The sequence below is a fragment of the Allorhizobium sonneratiae genome, from assembly GCF_023700755.1.
In the GTDB taxonomy this organism is placed as follows: domain Bacteria; phylum Pseudomonadota; class Alphaproteobacteria; order Rhizobiales; family Rhizobiaceae; genus Allorhizobium; species Allorhizobium sonneratiae.
Genome location: NZ_JAMKOJ010000001.1, coordinates 504,222 through 523,007 on the forward strand (window position 1 = coordinate 504,222; position 18,786 = coordinate 523,007).

Genomic DNA, 18,786 nt, shown 5'->3' on the forward strand with positions numbered 1-18,786 from the left:
TCTCATGCCTCCTCAGGCGTGAAACGCTGCAAGGTCTGCGGCTTGCCCGTGGTTTCCAGATAAAAGCGGGTCAGCAGGTTTTTCGCCGCCAGAAGCCGGTATCCGGCGCTGGCGCGCCAGTCGCTCAGCGGCTGGAAATCCTCCTCGAATGCGGTGCGGGCGGCCTCGATTGTCTCTTCCGTCCACATCTGTCCGAGAAGGGCGGCTTCGACCGCTTTTGCCCGTTTCGGCGTGCCCGCCATGCCGCCAAAGGCGATGCGGATGGTCTTGACACGGCCATCTTCGGCGCGCTCCAGATAAAAGGCGCCGCACAGTGCCGAAATATCCTCGTCCCGACGCTTGGAGATTTTATGGACGGCGAAATCGCTGTTTGCCAGCGGCCGGGGAATGGTGATTGTCTCGACAAATTCATCGCTCTGCCGGTCCTGTTTGCCATAGGCGATGAAAAAATCCTCAACCGGCAAAACCCGTTTGCCGCGCAGTGAGGTGAGCGTCATCCTCGCGCCCAGCGCAATCAGCGCCGGGGGCGTGTCGCCGATCGGGGAGCCATTGGCGACATTGCCGCCGAGTGTGCCCATATTGCGCACCTGTTCGCCGCCGATCCGCTCGATCAGTTGCCCAAAAGCGGGGATTTCGTCCTTCAGCACAGCCATAGCCTCGCTATAGCTGACGCCCGCGCCAAAGGAGATATGATCAGGCCTCACCTCGATCTTCTGCAATTCGGCAAGATGGTTTATGAAGATGACGGGTGAAAGCGCGCGCATCTGCTTGGTGACCCAAAGCCCGACATCGGTTGACCCGGCCACAAGGGTTGCGCCGGGATGGGCAGACAGCGCTTCGCTCAGCGCCGCAACATTGCCCGGCACGATCAGGCGGCGTTCGCCATCGCCAAGCGCAAGGGTTTCTCCGGTGGTCATGGCGGTGAGTTTTTCGATGATGGCGGCTTTTTCTTGTGTCAGCGGATCGAAGAGGGCGGAGGGCCGGGTCCGGCTCATCATCTCCGCTGCCTTGACGATGGGCTCATAGCCGGTGCAGCGACAGAGATTGCCTTGCAGCGCCCGCTCGATTGTCGCCCGGCTCGGGTTTTCATCGGTGAGCCACAGCCCGTAAAGCGACATGACGAAGCCCGGTGTGCAGAAGCCGCATTGTGAGCCGTGACAATCGACCATGGCCTGCTGCACCGGATGAAGCCGCCCGTCTTTTGCCGCCAGATGCTCCACCGTCACGACATGGGTGGCGTTGAGTGAGCCCAAAAAACGGATGCAGCTGTTGACCGCCTCATAGATGAGGCCGTCACCCTTCAGCCGTCCGACCAGCACGGTGCAGGCACCGCAGTCGCCCTCGGCGCAGCCTTCCTTGGAGCCGGTGAGGCGGCGCTTCAGCCGCAGATAATCCAGGAGGGTGGCGGTCGGGTCGGCGCTCGCCAGCGCCACTTCCTCATCATTCAGCAAAAAACGCAGGCTTTGGCTCATGCGGATCGTTCCATTCTGTCGTCAACACGTCAGCGTATCTGCGTCTTGAGGTCGCTTCAATCCGGTTGTCCGTGAAATTTTATCCTGCATGCTATTGAACACTGCGTTTTCGACCGCAGGTTTGCTTTCCCCAGCAAGGGCGCTTATGTCGGAACGCAGCAACCAAGGGACGAAAATCATGGAACTCGGACTTTACACTTTCGCCGATGTTGATCCCAATGCCGCCAACAAGGGGTCAGAGGCCAAGCGCCGGGTGGATGAACTTTTGGCTGAAATTCGTCTGGCCGATGAGGTCGGGCTCGATGTTTTCGGGCTGGGCGAACATCATCGGCCCGATTACATGGCCTCGTCTCCGGCCACACTTCTGGCGGCGGCAGCCGTGCAGACGAAAAATATTCGTCTGACAAGCGCCGTCACCGTGCTCAGTTCCGACGATCCGGTGCGGGTGTTCCAGCAATATGCCACGGTCGATCTCCTCTCCGGTGGACGGGTGGAGATCATGGCCGGTCGCGGCTCCTTCATCGAGAGTTTTCCGCTCTTTGGCTATGATCTCGACGATTACGATCTGCTTTTTGCCGAAAAGCTGCAATTGCTCATGGAGCTGATCGAAAACGAGACCGTGACCTGGGAGGGCGAGACGCGCAAGCCCATTCATGGCCGCAGCGTCTATCCGCGACCCTTGCAGGACCCGCTGCCGCTTTGGATTGCCGTTGGCGGCACGCCGCAATCGGTGGCGCGGGCCGGTTATCTCGGCCTGCCGATGGCCGTGGCGATCATTGGCGGCGAGCCGCGCCGCTTTGCCCCCTTTTTCGATCTTTACCGCCAGAGTGCGGTCAAGGCGGGCAATGACCCGGCGAGCTTGAAAACCTCGATCAATGTCCATGGCTTCATCCATGACACGACAGAAAGTGCTGCCGACATTTTTTACGCACCGCAGGCGGCGGTGATGAACCGCATTGGCCGCGAGCGTGGCTGGCCGGCGAGCGGGCGCGAGCATTACGACGCCATGCGCGGGCCGCATGGGGCGCTTTTTGTCGGCGATCCGGAAGCCGTGGCGGAAAAGATCGTCGCGCATCACCGGATTTTCAACAACGACCGTTTCCTGTTGCAGATGGCCATCGGCCTTGTGCCGCACAAGGAACTGATGCGCGCCATCGAACTTTACGGCACGAAAGTCGCGCCGCTGGTGCGTCAGGCGTTGACCGCAGAGGGGGCTCGGGCGTAGACGCCTCTTCAAAACGATAAGAGGCGAGTGATGATCATTTCCAGCGACGATGAATTGCAGGCCCTGAAAGAGATCGGCCAGATCTGTGCGCAGGCCATCAAGACCATGGCGGCGGCGCTGGAGCCGGGCATCACCACGCTGGAGCTGGACGCTATCGGGCGGCGTGTGCTGGAAGAGCATGACGCACAATCGGCGCCGGAATTTTGCTATCAGTTTCCCGGCGCTACCTGCATCAGCGTCAATGAGGAAGTGGCCCATGGCATTCCCGGTTCGCGGGTGATTGGCAAGGGCGATCTGGTCAATATCGATGTCTCTGCCGTCAAGAACGGGTTTTTCGGCGATACCGGCGCGTCCTTTCTGGTGCCGCCGGGCAAGGCGAAGCAGGAAAAGCTGCTGCGTGATGGCAAAAGGGCGCTGTTCATCGGCCTCAATCAGGTGAAAACCGGTCTGCCCTTTGCCGGGATCGGCAATGCCATCGGGGCCTTTGCCGCCAAGAACCGCTATACGCTGATCGCTAATCTGGCGAGTCACGGCATTGGCCGCACCCTGCATGAGGAGCCGCGCGAGCTTGCCACCTGGCCGGACCCGGACGAGACGCGGATCATCGAGGAGGGGCAGGTCTTCACCATCGAGCCCTTCCTGTCGCTGGGCGGCGAATGGGCCGAAGACGGCAAGGATCCGTGGACGCTCTATAGCGATCCACGCGCGCCGACCGTGCAGTTCGAGCATACGGTGGTGGCGACGAAAAACGGCCCGATCATTCTGACAATGGTGGAATGACCGGGGCGGAATGACCGTGGCGGAATGACCGGGTTTCCCGTTTTAAGGAATTATGCAGTAAAGGCGACGGCAACGCCTTTCTTTTTGAAATAGGCCTGCATCATCTTGCGGCCCTGGCGGTTCGGCTGGGCCAGCTTTGCGGTTTCGAACATGGCTTCTTTCACGCCGTCACGGGCCATGGCCGCCTTCAGCGCTGCGATATGCAGGTCGATCTCTTCATTGTCATTGTTGATCGAGGCATAGATATTGTCGATGGCCTGCTGCAGGCTGAGATCGCTCATGCTGTAACCTTTAAGTTTGTCGTGCTCCGTTTTGCCTCCCCTACAGCATCGGATGGAAAATGGGAATCGCCTTGATCCGTTTCGGAAGCATGAGACGTGTGAAAATCGCCAAAGGCGCTTTCCGGATCGCTGTCATGTCTTTCATTGAAGCTGTGATCAGTATTTTTCATTTGTTGAGGTGATGGGCCGGTGCCATAAACCGCACATGAGCTTCAACCCTTCCCGCCCTGTCAATCTGTCTCATATCGCGCTTGGCGGCGCGGTGGCCATGGCCGCAGCCATGGGCTTTGGCCGCTTCTCCTTTACGCCGATCCTGCCGGGGATGATGGCGGGGGAGCATCTCGATGCGTCTCAGGCCGGGCTGATCGCGGGCGGCAATTTTTTAGGCTATCTCGTCGGCGCGGTCCTGGCAGGCCAACGTTCGGCCCATGGTGGTGAGCGTCGTCTGGCCGTTTTTGCCCTGATCGCCAATGCCGTGCTGCTTTCGGCCATGGCGCTTCCCTCAGGCGTGGTGTTTTTCACCGTCATCCGCTTTCTGGCCGGGCTTGCCAGCGCCTATGCGATGATTTTCACCAGTTCCATCGTGCTCAGCCATGCGGCGGCCCATGGTGGTGAGCGGGCGCAATCGGTGCATTTCGGTGGCGTCGGTTTTGGCATTGCACTCTCGTCCCTGATGGTCTTTGCGTTTTCGGCACTGCCCGAGGGAGCCGTATTCGGGCTTGCAGGCTGGCAGGTCGACTGGCTTTCGGGCGCGGCCGTCTCGCTTCTGGCCGCGGCTGCGGTCATGCTGGTGCTGCCGGAGGCGCATTTTGTCGGTGCGGCCAAGGGTGAAGCGCCGCTCACCTGGTCTCCCGGCTTTATTCGGCTGTTTCTCTCTTATGGCCTGTTCGGCTTCGGCTATGTCATCACCGCCACCTTCATCGTCGCCATGGCAAAACAGGCCCATGCCGGGCCGGTGGTCGCGTTCCTCGCCTGGTTTCTGGCGGGGCTTGCCGCCTCCGTGTCGCTGTTTGTCTGGCGGCCGGTGATGGGACGCCTCGGACTTTCCGGCGCGTTTGCCCTCGGGCTGGGTCTGGAGGCGGTCGGGGTCTTCGCCTCGGCCATGCTGCCGGGGGAGGCCGCCCCCGTCATCGGCGGTCTGCTGCTCGGCGCGACCTTCATGATCATCACCGCCTATGGCCTGCGACTTGGCCGGCTGCTTTGTCCTCAAAGCCCGCGCAAGGCGCTGGCGGTGCTGACGGCGGCCTTCGGCACAGGCCAGATCATTGGCCCCATCGTTGCCGGTGCCGTGGCGCAGAGAAGCGGCAGCTTCGTCTTGCCAAGCATCATGGCCGGTTTCGTTCTGCTCGTCAGCCTTGCTTTGGCCATCTCCTTGTGGAGAAACACGAAAGTGTGAGCGCATTACAATTGCGTCATGCTAAGCCAGAGCCATTGCCGCGCTGCGGCAAGTGCCATAATTTGCCGAAACAATATCGACGGTCAAAACCAGTCAGGAAAGTCGGACTCCAGTGTTTCATTCATTTTTCCCTCAGCCGAAACCGTTTTTCATTTCAGCGGTTGTATGGACGCTTATCTGTATTTTCGGATGGTATCTTTATGTGGAAGGTCTGGGAGACAGTCTTGGCTATGTGGCTTTGCCAGAAGGTAAGCAGCCCTTCGATCTGAGTTATTTCCTTTTGGCAAATAATCTTTGGTTCTACTGTTATTTTGCCCTCTGCCTTCTACTCTTCGGAGGTGTCTGGCATGTGATTGCGCGAGATCATCCGTGGAAACTCTGGTCTATCTGGGGTTCGATGCTGATAATCTGTGTTACTTATTTTGGTGTGCAGGTTACTGTTGTTGTCAATAATTTCCGTCGTCCCTTCGGCGATCTCTTGCAAAATGCTTTGTCAAAAAAGCCAGGAATTACTGTCTGGGATTTTTATGATCTTCAGATAATTTTTGTAAAAATTGCTTTTCTCAGTATGGCAGTTTCTATCCTGACTGACTTTTTCACTAGTCATTATATATTTCGCTGGCGCAATGCGATGAACGATTTCTACATGTCGAAATGGGAAAAGCTTCGCCATATTGAGGGCGCGTCACAACGTGTGCAGGAAGATACGATGCGCTTCTCAAGTACACTTGAAGGCTTGGGCATCAATCTGATTAATTCAGTTATGACGCTTATTGTTTTCTTGCCGATCCTGTTTGCCCTTTCAGACTACGTGACTCATTTGCCCGTGATAGGGCACCTTTCGCATTCACTTTTCTGGCTGGCGATTTTCTGGTCAGCTTTTGGTACATTCCTGCTGGCTTTTGCCGGGATCAAGCTTCCGGGATTGAGTTTTCGGAACCAGCGTGTTGAAGCGTCCTACAGAAAAGAGCTGGTATACGGTGAAGATCATGCGGATCGCGCTCAGCCGGCAACAGTAAAAGAGCTTTTTACGAATGTGCGTAAAAACTATTTTACGTTGTACTACCATTATATGTATTTTAATATTGCGAGGTATTTTTATATACAGGCGGATGCTGTGTTTCTGTTGACGATGTTGGTGCCAACTATCGTGGCGGGCAAAATTACGTATGGTATTTATCAGCAAATTGCGACGGCCTTCGGTCAAGTCAGCAACTCCTTCCAATATCTGGTTAATTCGTGGACAACGATCATTGAGCTCCTTTCGATCCATAAGCGCCTTAAGGCCTTCGAGGCGGCGATTTATGACGAGCCGCTGCCGGAGATCGACCAGCGTTATCTCGCTGGTGAAAATGGCGATGCGTGACATAAAGGGCCGGAGATGATCCGGCCCTCGGCGTGTTGACAAACCTCTCGCTCGACGTTTCGTCATCCTCGGGCCTGTCCCGAGGATCTGCTGCCCTTGATGCAGAAATTGTTTGTGTTGACTGGAATTTTACCTGGTAGATGCTCGGCTGAGGAGTGAACATGATACGGCCTTTAGTTTGGTCTTCAGACAAGAAATCCATGGTCATCGTCCGGCAAAGCGATTAGCGTGGCCTCCTGAAAACGGGGAGATTTTCATGACACTTCTGATTGTCGGGCTGGTTCTGTTTCTCGGGCTGCATCTGGTGCGCGTGGTGGCGCCGGGCTTTCGTTCCGCCATGGTCGGGATGATCGGGCTGAATGGCTGGAAAGGGCTTTATTCCCTTGTCGCGCTCGTTGCGCTGGCCTTGATCGCCTATGGCTATTCGCTGGCGCCTGTCGTCAATGTCTGGTTTCCGCCGCCGGGCATGAACCATCTGACGGTGACACTGATGCTGATCGCCACGATCTGTCTTGTCGCCAGCCTGCTGCCGGCAGGCCAGATTGCTGCCAAAACCAAACATCCCATGGTGCTGGCGATCAAAATCTGGGCCTTTGCCCATCTTCTGTCGAATGGCGATCTGCGCTCGATCCTGTTGTTTGCAAGCTTTCTTGCCTGGGGTGTCATTTTACGCATCGCGTTGAAGCGGCGGGAGCGGGCGGGAGAACTGGTGCGGCCGCCTTTCGTCTCTGCCCGTTATGATGCCTATGCGGTGATCATCGGTCTTGTCGTCTGGGCGGCCATCACCTTCAAGCTGCATGAGCTGATTATCGGCGTTTCGCCGCTTGCGATGTAGGCCCGTACGGGCGATGTGCCTTGGCATCTGCAAGGAATTGATGCCTGCCCCCTTACAATGGAGCAAAAATGGGGTAGAAGGCCGCTACACAGATGAAATGACCGGTGGCCGGAAAGACAGATGGCAGAAGATCACGAAAGCTTTATCCGCGAAGTCAATGATGAATTGCGCAGCGAGCAGGTGCAGCGCGCCTGGCGAAAGCTCGGGCCGATCCTGATCGGGGTCGCGGTGCTGATCGTCGCGGCAACGGCGGGCTACCGGCTTTATGAATACTGGGGAAGCGGTCAGTCCTCGAAAACCGGCGACCAGTTCATGGCAGCGTTGAAGCTGGCCAGCGACGGCAAGTCGGATGAGGCGATGAAGTCGCTCGAGACCATCGAAAAATCCGGCTATGGCGATTACCCGGTTCTCGCCCGCTTCCGTGCCGCAAGCATCATGGCGGAAAAGGGCGATGCCAAGGGCGCGATTGCCGCTTTTGACGCGATTGCCGCTGACAGCGCCGCGCCGCAGGTGATCCGCGATACGGCAAAGGTCCGGGCGGCTTTCCTTCTGGTCGATAACGGTTCTTACGATCAGGTCGCGGCAGAGGTCGAGACGCTGGCGAAATCCACCACCGACATGCTGCGGTCTTCGGCGCGCGAGGCGCTTGGCCTTGCTGCTTACAAGGCCGGCAAGATGGATCAGGCCCGGCAGTGGTTCCAGCAGATTGCCGATGACGGTCAGGCTCCGCGCAATGTCGCAAGCCGCGCCCAGATCATGCTCGACAACATAGCCGCTGCCGGCAAAACCTCCTGAACGGACCCCTTATGAGCTTTACCGTTGCCATCGTCGGACGGCCGAATGTCGGCAAATCCACGCTTTTCAACCGTCTGGTCGGGAAAAAGCTGGCGCTTGTCGATGACACGCCGGGCGTGACCCGCGACCGGCGTCCGGGTGAGGCAAAGCTTGTCGATCTGCGGTTTCGCATCATCGATACCGCCGGTCTCGAAGTTGCGGCCCCCGATACGCTGGAAGGCCGGATGCGGGCGCAGACGGAAGCGGCCATCGACGAGGCCGATCTGTCGCTTTTCATCGTCGATGCCAAGATGGGCCTGACGCCGATCGATGCCATGCTGGCGGAAATGCTGCGCAAGAAGGGCAAGCCGGTGGTGCTGGTTGCCAATAAATCCGAGGCGCGCGGTTCCGATGCCGGATTTTACGACGCCTTCACCCTTGGCCTCGGTGAGCCTTGCCCGATTTCCGCCGAACATGGCGAGGGCATGCTCGACCTGCGCGATGCCATTGTGGCTGCGATTGGCGAGGAGCGCGCCTTTCCCGAGCCCGAGGATGTCGCCGAAACCGATATCGTGCTGCAGCCTGCGCCAGAGGGCGAGGAAGAGGACGAAGAGCCGGTCTATGACGAGACAAAGCCGCTCCGGGTGGCAATCGTCGGGCGACCGAATGCCGGTAAATCGACGCTGATCAACCGCTTTCTCGGCGAGGACCGGCTGTTGACCGGGCCGGAAGCGGGCATTACCCGCGATTCGATCTCGGTTGAATGGGACTGGCGCGGTCGCACCATCAAGATGTTCGATACGGCGGGCATGCGGCGCAAGGCCAAGGTGATCGAGAAGCTGGAAAAGCTGTCCGTTGCCGATACGCTGCGCGCCATTCGCTTCGCCGAAACCGTGGTCATCGTCTTCGACGCCACCATTCCTTTCGAGAAGCAGGATCTGCAGATTGCCGATCTGGTGCTGCGCGAGGGCCGTGCCGCCGTGCTCGCCTTCAACAAATGGGATCTGGTGGACGAACCGCAGGCGGTGCTGGCCGATCTTCGCGAAAAGACCGAGCGGCTTCTGCCGCAGGCGCGCGGCATTCGCGCCGTGCCGATCTCCGGCCAGACCGGCTATGGCCTGGAAAAGCTGATGCAGAACATCATCGACACCGACCGGGTGTGGAACAAGCGCGTCTCGACGGCCAAGCTCAACCGCTGGCTGGACGGCGTGCAGATCCAGCATCCGCCACCGGCGGTGTCGGGACGGCGGCTGAAGCTGAAATATATGACGCAAGTCAAGGCCCGTCCGCCCGCCTTCATGATTTCCTGCACCCGGCCGGACGCTCTGCCGGAAAGCTATATCCGCTATCTGACCAATGGTTTGCGCACCGATTTCGACATGCCGGGCGTGCCGATCCGCATTCATCTGAGGGCGTCTGAAAACCCGTTCGAGGGCAAGCGCAAGAAACGCTGATTGCTCAGTTCTGTTGTGCCGGACGCACCGCTTTGCGTCTACGCATCAGCAGGCGGCGTTTGCCCTGTGCCTTGGCTTCGATGACATTGTCGAGAAACTGCCTTGTCGCTGCGGCCCAGGAATAGTGTTCTGCCAGCGCCCGCGCTTCTGTCCGCGAGGCCGTGAGGGCCTTGAGGCAGGCGTCGCGCAGATCCTCATCGAGGGCGCCTGCCTGCGGATTAGTCAGAATGTCGATCGGCCCGGTCACGGGAAAGGCGGCAACCGGCACGCCGGAGGCCAGCGCTTCGAGTATCGTGTTGCCGAATGTGTCGGTTTTCGAGGGAAAAACGAAGACATCGGCCTGGGCATAGGCTTCTGCCAGGGCTTGCCCGAATTTCACGCCGGTAAAGGTGACATCGGGATAGCGGGCGGCAAGTTCGGCCCGTGCCGGACCATCGCCGACCACGACTTTCGAGCCCGGCAGGTCGAGATCGAGAAAGGCGGGCAGGTTTTTTTCCACCGCCACGCGCCCGACCGTCATGAAGATGGGGCGCGGCAGGTCGAAGGGCCTGTCTTCCAGCGGCTGTGGGTGAAACAGGCTGGTATCGATGCCGCGGCTCCACAGGCGCAGGTTTTTCAGGCCCTTGGCTTCCAGCTCGCGTTTCAGGCTGTCAGTTGCCACCATGCAGGCCCCGCCGGCATGGTGAAACCAGCGCACATAGGCATAAAGCCAGGAAAGCGGCACCGGCATGCGGGCTGCGACATATTCGGGAAAGCGTGTGTGATAGCTGGTGGAAAAGGCCACGTCATGAGCCACGCACCAGCGCCGGGCCAGAAGGCCGAGGGGGCCTTCAGTGGCGATATGCATCAGGTCCGGCCGGCTGTCGGCAATCGCTTTGGCCACCTGACGCGGTGTGGTCAGCGACAGGCGGATTTCCGGATAGGTGGGCATGGGCACGCTGCGAAAAGGCTGCGGGGTGATCATTGTGACGGAAACCCCCATGCGCGCCAGCTCGGCATTGGTGTTCTCGATCGAGCGCACCACGCCGTTGACCTGCGGATGCCAGGCATCGGTGACAATGGTCAGTCTCATGACGTCTCTCCATCGAAAACGAGATCCGGGGATGCGTCTATCACCGTTTCTCCCCGGGCAGATGCATGAAAGGGCGTCAAAAGCGTCTGTCGCTGATGCGGCGCCCTGCCTCGCCGACACCGAATGGCGCCCTTTGCCAGTCTGGCGCTTATGCGCCCGCAACATAACAACTGCATGAAGACCTCTGGCAATCGCGGCAAAGGCCCCTATTGTTCACAGAAAGATTGCAAGTGAACACAGGCAGAAAGGACGTCACCATGGCGCAAACCGGAATGGGCAAAGGCAAAGGAAAGAACAGTGCCGCAGACTGGTGGCGTGGCGCGGTGATCTATCAGGTCTATCCGCGGTCGTTCCAGGACAGCAATGACGATGGCATCGGCGATCTGAAAGGCATTACCCGTCGTCTCGATTATATTGCCTCGCTCGGTGTCGATGCGATCTGGCTTTCACCCTTCTTCACCTCGCCCATGGCGGATATGGGCTATGATGTCTCCGATTACTGCGATGTCGATCCGATGTTCGGCACGCTTGCCGATTTCGACGCACTGGTGGAAAAAGCCCATGGGCTTGGATTGAAAGTCATCATCGATCAGGTGATTTCCCATACCTCCGACCGTCATCCCTGGTTTCGCGAAAGCCGCGCCAGCAAAGACAATCCCAAGGCGGACTGGTATGTCTGGGCCGATCCGAAGCCGGATGGCAGCGCGCCGACCAACTGGCTGTCGATCTTTGGTGGTCCGGCCTGGGAATGGGACGGTGTGAGACGGCAATATTACATGCATAATTTTCTGGCGAGCCAGCCGGATCTGAATTTTCACAATCCGGAGGTTCAGCAGGCGGTGCTGGAGGCGGCCCGCTTCTGGCTGGAGCGTGGTGTTGATGGTTTCCGCCTCGATACGGTGAATTATTACTTCCACGACAGGCAGTTGCGCGACAACCCGCCGCATACGGCCAATGATGGCGAGGGCGTTGGGCTGGATGCCTCCGATGTCAATCCTTACGGGATGCAGGATCATATCTACGACAAGACCCGGCCGGAAAATATCGGCTTCCTGCAAAAGCTGAGGCACCTGCTCGATGGCTATGGTGCGCGCACCACGGTGGGCGAGGTGGGTGACGGCGAACGGTCCCTGAAAACCGTGGCGGCCTATACCAGCGGCGGCGACAAGCTGCATATGTGCTATACATTCGATCTGTTGGGTCCGGAGTTTACGGCCTCCCATATCCGCGACTGCGTCACCTCGTTTCAGCAGGTGGTGCAGGATGGCTGGGTCTGCTGGGCCTTCTCCAATCACGATGTCATGCGCCATGTCAGCCGCTTCAGCCTGAGCGCCGAAGAGCAGCCTGCCGTGGCCAAGCTGGCCTTGACGGTTCTCTCCAGCCTCAAGGGGTCGATCTGCCTTTATCAGGGCGAGGAGCTTGGCCTGCCGGAGGCGGAGCTTGCTTTTGAAGACCTGCGCGATCCCTATGGAATCCGCTTCTGGCCAGCCTTCAAGGGGCGCGATGGATGCCGCACGCCGATGGTATGGAATGCGGCTGAGGACAATGCCGGCTTTTCCGGCGGCACGGCATGGCTTCCGGTGCCGCAGGCGCATACGGCACTCGCTGTCGATCAGCAGGAGAGCGATGCAGCTTCGGTGCTAAACCATTATCGGGCCACGCTACACTTGCGTAAATCCCATCCGGCGCTGGTCGATGGCGAGATTGAATTTCTGAGCCTGCCGGACAATCTTCTGGCCTTCATCCGCAAGGGCCATGGCGAAACACTGCTCTTTGTCTTCAATCTCGAAAGGGAGCGAAAAGAGGTGGAATTGCCCGCTTCGCTGAGGCTTGCCGAAGACCTTGCCTTACCGGGCATGCGGGCGAAGCGTGAAGGCCGGCTTCTGGTCTTGCAGGGGCTGGATGGCTTCTGCGCTCGCCTCTGAGTCGTTTTTTGTCGCAAAATCGGCCAATTTACAGCCTCCGCTTGCTTGCGGCGGCTTGGCCGTCTGTGGAAAAGTCGTAAAAAATTAATGTTTTATGCAGTGTCACAGGTAGACCACATTTCTGCCATGTGGCGGGATCATTTGAGCCGCAGCAAATGACGGCAATTGCAGATGGGGCATTTGGCAGCGCATATGGCAGAGATTGAAGTCAGAGATGCGTTCGGCTGTATTCATCCACGGCAAAGGGTTATCAGTTTTTCGCTGCGCAGCCATTGGCGGGCGATGACGGCAATTGTACTGCTGGCGATTTGCCCGGCCATGGTGTTCTGCATGTTTGCCGGGAGAAGCATTTCCAAGCTGCCTGTTCCTGTTGAAACGGCGACGTTAGCGAAAAAGCGCCGTCCGGTGACGACCCGCCGACAGGGGCGTGTGCCTATGCCGGCGCAAACGCTGACGCCGAAGCTGGCGCTGCTTGAACGACGCATGGATGGCTCGCTGGCGCGGAATGTCTATTTTCGCGCTTCCGTTGATCTGGCTCCCACGCCGGAGGCGCGCCCGGAAGAGCCCGCCCATGCTGCCGATGACCAGACAGTGGCCACCATGGCCGCCTATCAGGAAGGCGGCAATTCCGGCTTCAATCCTTTTTCGCTGATCATGCGCCCGGGTGGGCAGGCCCCGCCGGTGCTCAAGCCCGGTTCAAGGCTCAAACCGCTGCCGATCCGGGGCGAACCGATCAATGTCAGCGTGACCAAGGAAACCCCGCCGCCGCCGATGCGCCGCATCGTGGCCATGCCGGTCAAGAGCGAACCGATCCGCGCCATTGAGGGCGCGCTCGATATCGGCGAGGACGACTGGGCGGCTCTCAGCCATGCACTGGGCACGGCCAGTCTGCAGCCAGGCGAACGGCTGGAACTGATCATCGGCGATGTCACGCCGGGTACGAAAAGCCCGCACATTCTTCTGGCGCGCTTGACCCGTCCGCATGATCGTGACCGGGTCGTGGTGCGGATGGATGATGGAAAATTTGGCGATATGCCCAATCCGGCAGTTTACAAGCGCATGGTCGCCGAAGCCTTGGCCCATGGTGATGAACCGCGGGTTGGTCCGACTGTGTTGCGCCCATCGGAGAAAGAGGCGCTTGAAGCCGCGCGGCAGGATTTTCCCCGGCTGATGGCGCGATTGGCCGATAATGATGTGCCGCCGGAGGTTGGGCTGCAGGTGGTATCGCTGTTGCGCAAGAACGGCATTGAGCTGAATGACGATGGCGATCTGCCGCCGCATCTGGACATGGTGTTCCGGCGCACCTCGACCGGCCATGCCGATCTCGTCTTCCTCAACTGTCTTGTCGGCAATGAGGAAAAGCGGTTTTACCGCTATAAGCTGTCAGAAGATGGCGATGCCGAGTTTTTTGATGAACATGGCCGTTCGGTGTCGAAAATCCTGATGCACAATCCGGTGCCGGACAGCCGCCGCAATGATGGCTTCGGCTGGCGTATCCATCCCATTCTCAAGCGACCGGAATTCCATAACGGCGTCGATTTCGATGCGCCGATGGGCACGCCCATCCTTGCGGCGGGTGACGGGGTGGTGACGAAGATTTCCTGGGAATCCGGCTATGGAAAATATGTCCGGATCAAGCATGATTTCGGTTATACCACCACATACGCCCATATTTCGCGCGCCGCCAAGGATCTGAAGGTTGGCGATCGCGTGACCCAGGGCGAGGTGATCGCCTATATCGGCTCCACCGGGCTCTCTACCGGCCCGCATCTTTATTACGAATTGCGCGTCGGCGACAAATATGCCGATCCGACCAAGGCTCATATCGAAGCTGGAACCGTGCTGCACGGTCAGGAACTCGATGCCTTCCAGCAGCAGATCGACCATGTGCGCTCGATCACCAACACCATCACCAATTCGGTGCGCCTGGCGGCCAGTTCCGTCTATAATGCCGCCGACCAGTCGATCGATAATATCGAAGCCTTTGCCGGTCATCTGCGTCCCGATCTTCCGACCGGAGACGACAGGATGGCGCTGCCGCCCTCGGGACCTCAGTCGATGAGGGCAAACTGATCGACATCGACCATGCCACGGTCGGAAATTTTCAGATGCGGAATGACCGGCAGTGGCAGGAAGGCCACCTGCAGAAAGGGTTCCTGCAGCGTCGTTCCCAGTGCATAAGCCGCCTTGCGCAAATCTTTCAGTGTGTCGCGCACGCTTTCAAACGGCTCAAGGCTCATCAGCCCGGCAACGGGCAGGGCAATCTCGCCGGTAACCCTGCCACCTTCAACCACGACGAAACCGCCCTTGATCTCAGATAGCCGGTTGACGGCGACGGCCATGTCGTCGTCATCGACCCCGACCACGCAGATATTGTGGCTGTCATGGCCGACCGTTGAGGCGATCGCTCCCTTTTTCAGCCCGAAGCCCTGGACGAAGCCATTGGCGTGATTGCCGTTCTTGCCGTGACGCTCAATCACGGCAACCTTGATGATGTCGCGGTCGAGATCGACGCTGGTCTGGTTGCCGCTGGATGGCAGGCGGAAGCGACGATGTTCGGTGATGATCTTGCCGGGCAGCACGCCGATGACCGGTATCTGCTTTTCTGAAGCCGGAACGGCGAAATCTCCGGCTTTGACGGTTCTGGCCCGCACGCTGTCGAGCCCGACCGGGGCGACCGGCTGGCGTGCGGCAAACAATGCATCGCTGACGCGGCGACCGCCGGCAAGGACGATCTCCGCCTTGCAGTTTTCCAGGCTGTCGATGACCACGAGATCGGCTCGCCAGCCCGGGGCGACCAGTCCGCGATCCCTCAGGCCAAAAGCGCGCGCTGCCGAAATCGAGGCGGCGCGATACATGACCAGCGGCTCGACGCCATGGGCAATGGCGGTGCGGATCAGATAGTCGAGATGGCCTTCGTCGGCGATGTCGAGCGGATTGCGGTCGTCGGTGCAGAGCGCCAGATGTGGCGACAGCCGCTCGGTCAGGATCGGCAGCAGCGCATGCAGATCCTTGGAGACGGAGCCTTCGCGCACCAGAATATGCATGCCCTTGCGGATTTTTTCGAGCGCTTCCTCGGGGCTGGTGCATTCATGCTCGGTGCGGATTTGTGCGGCGAGATAGCCGTTCAGATCCTTGCCAGAGAGAAGCGGCGCATGGCCGTCGATATGGCCGCCCTGAAAGGCTTCGAGCTTGGCCATGGCCACCGGGTCCTTATGAATGACGCCGGGAAAATTCATGAATTCGGCAAGGCCGATCACTTTTTCATGGGTGCGGAACGGCAGAAGCCGTTCGATCGGAAGATCCGCGCCCGAGGTTTCCAGATGGGTGGCTGGCACACAGGAGGAGAGCTGCACACGAATATCCATCACGGTTTCGAGCGCAGAATCGAGAAAAAACTGGATGCCTTCGGTGCCCAGCACATTGGCAATTTCATGCGGATCGCAAATGGCGGTCGTCACGCCATGGGGGGCGACGCAGCGGTCGAATTCATGCGGGGTGACCAGCGAGGATTCAATATGCAGATGGGTGTCGATGAAGCCGGGCACGACGATTCGGCCGGTGATGTCGATGACCTCCAGCCCGTCATAGCTGTCGCCTGTGCCGACGATCATGTCGCCGCACAGCGCAATATCGCCCGCGACCAGTTCACCGGTGACGAGATCGAAAAACCGACCGCCGCGCAGCACGATATCGGCCGGTTCACGGCCCACCCCCTGATCGATGCGTCGTTCCAGTGTGCTCATGGCGTCATTCTCCCGCTTGGACATCGATGGTCAGACTAAAAGCATAATCTGTGGCAGCGCCAGCCGGAAGCTCTGAGGTATAGGGACGCGCAACAATATCCGCCCCTTTGCCCTGTTGTGCCGCCATGCCGTGCCAGGGCTCGATGCATAAAAAGGGCGCGCCGGGCTTTTGCCACAGGGCCAGATTGGGCAGGTTTTCAAAGCGGAAGGAAAGAGACGGCGCGCCGTCTGCAGCGTAGGTCAGGCTCTGTCCTGCACCATCGGGAAAGATCATCGCATCCTCCTCGAAAAGGGTGGGATCAATGGTCAGCGCGCCTTTCCTGAAGGGGGAGGGGCGCGGCGCGGTGCCGAGCAGGCCGCTCTCCAGCCGGTAAAGCGCCGGCTCTGCGCCAGTGTCCAGCGTGATCGTGTGGTCTTTTCCCTCGCCTCCAGGAAGCGGCAGGCGAAAGGCCGGATGAAAGCCGATGCCGTAGGGCATGGGGCGATCGCCGAGATTGCGCACGGTGGCTTTCACGGTCAGGCTGTTTTCAACCAGCCTGTGTTCGACGATGAGGGAAAAGTCGTAGGGGTAGACGGCCCTGGTTTCGGCATCGGCGCGCAGTTCATGGCGACAGGCATCACGTTTGTTTTCGAGACATGTGAAGATGCGGCGCCTTGCAAAACCATGCTGGGCCATGGGATAAGATCGACCGTCGATGGTAATATGGTCGTCAGGCGCTTTGCCGACGATGGGAAACAGGATGGGAGAACGGCCTGTCCACCAGGCGGGGTCGCCGTTCCATAACAGTGACTGGCCATTCGCAAGTGTCAGGCTTTGCATCTCGGCGCCCATGGCCGAGATCTCCAGGGTCATGTGATCGTTTTGGATCATGCTTGGGATATCTGACATTGTGCGAGCTCTCTGAAGGATTGCGGATCAAAATTGCGGTGTTTCAAAAGCGACAATATCGCCGTCTGTTGATCGCCGATACCGACGCATTTGGCTTTTCCCATAAAAAAGGGGTTTTCAAATGCGGCGCAACATGTTCTAAAAGCGACGTCGATTGAGACCCAACGTCGCAGAAAGGGCGGTTAAAGCGCGCAAATGCGCACTCACAGCCATGTTCTTATCCGCTATAGATGATGATGTTGGGAACTTAAAAAAACAGGGAGTACCTTATATGCGCCATGCCAGATTGAACGCCCTTGCCATGGGAACGGCCCTCGTTTCAAGTCTTTTTACCTCTTTTGTCGCTGTTACCCCGGCCCGGGCTGCCGATCCGGCCAGCTGTTCGCCGGTTCGCTTTTCCGATGTCGGTTGGACCGACATCACCTCCACAACGGCAACCGCGACCACGATCCTGAAGGCTCTGGGCTATGATACCACGACGACGGTTCTGTCGCTGCCGGTGACATACCAGTCGATGAAGAACAAGAACATTGATGTCTTTCTCGGCAACTGGATGCCCAGTCAGAAAAACGATGTCGAGCCCTTCATCAAGGACAAGTCCGTAGTTTCCATCGGCCCGAACTTGACGGGTGCGAAATATACGCTTGCCACCAATGGCAAGGGTGCTGAACTCGGCATCAAGGATTTTGCCGATATTGCCAAGCACAAGAAAGAGCTTGACGGCAAGATCTACGGGATTGAGCCGGGCAATGACGGCAATGCCCATGTTCTGCAGATGATCAAGACGGATGCCTTTGGCCTGAAAGGCTTTGAGCTGGTCGAATCCTCCGAGCAGGGCATGTTGGCCCAGGTGGCCCGCGCCAAGAAATCCGGCAAGCCGATCGTCTTCCTCGGTTGGGCACCGCATCCGATGAATGTCACCTACAACATGACCTATCTGACCGGTGGCGACAAGTTTTTCGGTCCCAATTTCGGCGGGGCTGAAGTCTTCACCAATCTGCGGGCCGGTTACACCACGGAATGCCCGAATGTCGGCAAGTTCATTACCAATCTGAAGTTTACGCTCGACATGGAAGACAAGATCATGGGCAAGATCCTTGACGATGGCAAGGATCCGTCCGTTGCCGCCAAGGAATGGCTGAAGGCCAATCCCAACGCGATCGAACCCTGGCTTGCCGGTGTGACGACCAAGGATGGTCAGCCGGGACTGCCGGCCGTGAAAAAGGCTCTGGGTCTTTAAGGCCAGATGAACAGGTCAGGGCGGAGGCGCGTGTCTCCGTCCGCCGGTTGTTGACGGGCGCATTTTGAAAAGGCGCCCGGTTTTGCCTGTTAAAGAGATGTGTGCCAGTATTCTCCACAATCGGGCAGGTTCTGATTTTTTGTCCGATTGTGGTATCAGGCCCATAGGGCGCGTTGCATCAGGTGCGCCGCGCAAGCTGGATCTTGCGCGGCAAAGGCCGGAAAGGCATTGTTAAAAGCTTTTTCAGTATGGGGTGTCGCAGCCTCTGGCAGCGGCATTCCGTTTGTTTCACTCGCGGCTTCTGGACGAACGGACTTGCAGCGGAAGCGTC

At 58.7% G+C, this 18,786-nt stretch carries 15 protein-coding genes; 10 read left to right on the forward strand and 5 right to left on the reverse strand.

Features of this window, described 5'->3' with window-relative positions; translation table 11 throughout:
* Positions 1-2: 2 nt before the first annotated feature.
* Positions 3-1,472 (reverse strand): xanthine dehydrogenase small subunit, encoded by a 1,470-nt coding sequence (gene xdhA / locus NAC44_RS02230; protein WP_250937363.1) that lies wholly within the window; start codon positions 1,470-1,472, stop codon positions 3-5.
* Positions 1,473-1,650: 178 nt separating this feature from the next.
* Here xdhA and NAC44_RS02235 point away from each other — a divergent pair, with 178 nt between their 5' ends.
* Positions 1,651-2,697: an LLM class flavin-dependent oxidoreductase gene (locus NAC44_RS02235; RefSeq protein WP_250937365.1), complete on the forward strand. Its 1,047-nt coding sequence runs from the start codon at positions 1,651-1,653 to the stop codon at positions 2,695-2,697.
* 30 nt (positions 2,698-2,727) lie between these two features.
* Positions 2,728-3,477: a type I methionyl aminopeptidase gene (map, locus tag NAC44_RS02240; protein ID WP_250937367.1), complete on the forward strand. Its 750-nt coding sequence runs from the start codon at positions 2,728-2,730 to the stop codon at positions 3,475-3,477.
* Between the two features lie 50 nt (positions 3,478-3,527).
* Here map and NAC44_RS02245 read toward each other — a convergent pair whose 3' ends face one another.
* A complete protein-coding gene (locus NAC44_RS02245; RefSeq protein WP_250937369.1) occupies positions 3,528-3,758 on the reverse strand; it encodes a hypothetical protein in 231 nt (76 codons plus the stop codon).
* Between the two features lie 205 nt (positions 3,759-3,963).
* Between NAC44_RS02245 and NAC44_RS02250 the strand changes: the two genes are divergently transcribed.
* The 5 genes from NAC44_RS02250 to der all read left to right on the forward strand — a co-directional run bounded on the left by NAC44_RS02250 (position 3,964) and on the right by der (position 9,583).
* A complete protein-coding gene (locus tag NAC44_RS02250) occupies positions 3,964-5,154 on the forward strand; it encodes a YbfB/YjiJ family MFS transporter (RefSeq protein ID WP_250937371.1) in 1,191 nt (396 codons plus the stop codon).
* Between the two features lie 112 nt (positions 5,155-5,266).
* On the forward strand, positions 5,267-6,520 hold the full coding sequence (sbmA, locus tag NAC44_RS02255) for a peptide antibiotic transporter SbmA (RefSeq protein WP_250937373.1): 1,254 nt from the start codon (positions 5,267-5,269) through the stop codon (positions 6,518-6,520).
* A gap of 256 nt (positions 6,521-6,776) precedes the next feature.
* Positions 6,777-7,355, forward strand: coding sequence for an NnrU family protein (locus NAC44_RS02260; protein WP_250937375.1), 579 nt, complete (start codon positions 6,777-6,779; stop codon positions 7,353-7,355).
* A gap of 120 nt (positions 7,356-7,475) precedes the next feature.
* The gene (locus NAC44_RS02265) at positions 7,476-8,150 is read left to right on the forward strand and encodes a tetratricopeptide repeat protein (protein ID WP_250937377.1); all 675 of its coding nucleotides are present in this window, start codon (positions 7,476-7,478) and stop codon (positions 8,148-8,150) included.
* An 11-nt stretch (positions 8,151-8,161) separates the two neighbouring features.
* Positions 8,162-9,583 (forward strand): ribosome biogenesis GTPase Der, encoded by a 1,422-nt coding sequence (gene der, locus NAC44_RS02270; RefSeq protein WP_250937379.1) that lies wholly within the window; start codon positions 8,162-8,164, stop codon positions 9,581-9,583.
* 4 nt (positions 9,584-9,587) lie between these two features.
* Here the strand turns inward: der and NAC44_RS02275 are convergent, their stop codons facing one another.
* Positions 9,588-10,655 carry a glycosyltransferase family 4 protein gene (locus NAC44_RS02275; protein ID WP_250937380.1) on the reverse strand — a complete coding sequence of 356 codons (1,068 nt, stop codon included), beginning with the start codon at positions 10,653-10,655 and terminating at the stop codon, positions 9,588-9,590.
* 272 nt (positions 10,656-10,927) lie between these two features.
* Between NAC44_RS02275 and bglA the strand changes: the two genes are divergently transcribed.
* Both bglA and NAC44_RS02285 read left to right on the forward strand, forming a co-directional pair.
* Positions 10,928-12,580, forward strand: coding sequence for a beta-galactosidase BglA (bglA, locus tag NAC44_RS02280; RefSeq protein WP_250937615.1), 1,653 nt, complete (start codon positions 10,928-10,930; stop codon positions 12,578-12,580).
* Positions 12,581-12,772: 192 nt separating this feature from the next.
* Positions 12,773-14,653 carry a M23 family metallopeptidase gene (locus NAC44_RS02285; RefSeq protein WP_250937382.1) on the forward strand — a complete coding sequence of 627 codons (1,881 nt, stop codon included), beginning with the start codon at positions 12,773-12,775 and terminating at the stop codon, positions 14,651-14,653.
* On the opposite strand, the gene ade is transcribed toward NAC44_RS02285, so the two are convergent.
* Together ade and NAC44_RS02295 are read right to left on the reverse strand one after the other, a co-directional pair.
* Entirely contained in the window at positions 14,632-16,326 is a 1,695-nt protein-coding gene (gene ade / locus NAC44_RS02290) for an adenine deaminase (RefSeq protein ID WP_250937384.1), read from the reverse strand. The genes NAC44_RS02285 and ade overlap by 22 nt on opposite strands.
* Before the next feature lie 4 nt (positions 16,327-16,330).
* Positions 16,331-17,197: an aldose 1-epimerase family protein gene (locus NAC44_RS02295; protein WP_274706745.1), complete on the reverse strand. Its 867-nt coding sequence runs from the start codon at positions 17,195-17,197 to the stop codon at positions 16,331-16,333.
* A 319-nt stretch (positions 17,198-17,516) separates the two neighbouring features.
* Here NAC44_RS02295 and NAC44_RS02300 point away from each other — a divergent pair, with 319 nt between their 5' ends.
* Positions 17,517-18,455 carry a choline ABC transporter substrate-binding protein gene (locus NAC44_RS02300; protein WP_250937624.1) on the forward strand — a complete coding sequence of 313 codons (939 nt, stop codon included), beginning with the start codon at positions 17,517-17,519 and terminating at the stop codon, positions 18,453-18,455.
* The last annotated feature ends 331 nt before the right edge of the window (positions 18,456-18,786 follow it).